The sequence below is a fragment of the Stenotrophomonas pictorum JCM 9942 genome (genome assembly GCF_001310775.1).
Classification (GTDB): domain Bacteria; phylum Pseudomonadota; class Gammaproteobacteria; order Xanthomonadales; family Xanthomonadaceae; genus Stenotrophomonas; species Stenotrophomonas pictorum.
Window position 1 is genome coordinate 1 of record NZ_BAZI01000577.1, and the last position, 1308, is coordinate 1308.

1 protein-coding gene is annotated in these 1308 nt (G+C 69.0%); it reads left to right on the top strand.

Translation table 11 applies throughout. The annotated features are described in order from the left end of the window. Nucleotides 1-194: 194 nt before the first annotated feature. Nucleotides 195-1308, top strand: a 1114-nt coding sequence (sstT, locus tag JCM9942_RS16180; protein ID WP_054660877.1) for a serine/threonine transporter SstT, incomplete at its 3' end; no start/stop codon positions are given.

A 1308-nucleotide genomic window follows, 5' to 3' on the forward strand; every position in this document is an offset into this window, starting at 1 on the left:
AGGATGCCGAGCACATGGCCGGCCAGGCGCAGCAGGCGCCGGCGCGGCGGGCGGGGAGGCGGTGTGTGCATGGACACCATCCTAGCGGGGTTTACGGGGTTGCCGTCGCCGATCCTCCATCCATGACGTTAAGGGGATGCGGTGGCGGCCATCGCTGGGGGAGAATCGGCGTTTGCCCTGTGCCGAGTCCTGCGATGACCGACCGTTCCTCCTCCTTCCGCGCGCCCAGTCTGGTGGTGCAGATCGTCATCGGTCTGGTGGCCGGCATCGTGTTGTCGATGCTCTGGCCGGCCGGAGCGAAGGCGGTCGGGCTGCTGGGGACGGTGTTCATCTCCGCGTTGAAGGCGGTGGCGCCGATCCTGGTGCTGGTGCTGGTGGCCGCGTCCATCGCCAACCACCGCCAGGGCCAGAAGACCCATATCCGCATGATCCTGCTGCTGTATGTGATCGGTACCCTGATCGCGGCGCTGGTGGGGGTGGCAGCCAGCTTCCTGTTCCCCAGCACGTTGCAGCTCACGGCCGCGGCCGACGCCGGGCTGAGCGCGCCCGGTGGCATCGGCGAGGTGCTCAAGACGCTGCTGATGCAGGTGGTCGACAACCCGGTGCATGCGCTGCTCAATGCCAACTACATCGGCCTGCTGGCCTGGGCGGTGGGCCTGGGGCTGGCCTTGCGCCAGGCCAGCGCCGCCACCCGCACGCTGCTGGGCGAGCTGGCCGACGCCATCACCTGGCTGGTGCGGATGGTGATCAAGCTGGCGCCGCTGGGCGTGTTCGGCATCGTCGCCTCGCTGCTGGCCGAGTCCGGGCTGGGCGCGCTGACCGACTACCTGCATCTGCTGGCCGTGCTGGTCGGCGCGATGCTGTTCATGGCCTTCATCGGCAACCCGCTGATCGTGGCGGTGGTGACCCGCCGCAATCCGTATCCGCTGGTGCTGCGCTGCCTGCGCGAGAGCGGCCTGACCGCGTTCTTCACCCGTTCCTCGGCGGCCAACATCCCCGTGAACATGGAGCTGTGCCGCAAGCTGGGGCTGCACGAGGAAACCTACTCGGTGGCGATCCCGCTGGGGGCGACGATCAACATGGCCGGCGCGGCGATCACCATCTCGGTGCTGACACTGGCCGCGGTGCATACGCTGGGCATCGCCGTGGATCTTCCCACCGCGCTGCTGCTGAGCGTGCTGGCGGCGGTCGGTGCCTGCGGCGCGTCCGGGGTGCCGGGCGGCTCGTTGCTGCTGATTCCGCTGGCCTGCGGGCTGTTCGGCATTTCCAACGACGTGGCCATGCAGGTGGTGGCGGTGGGCTTCATCG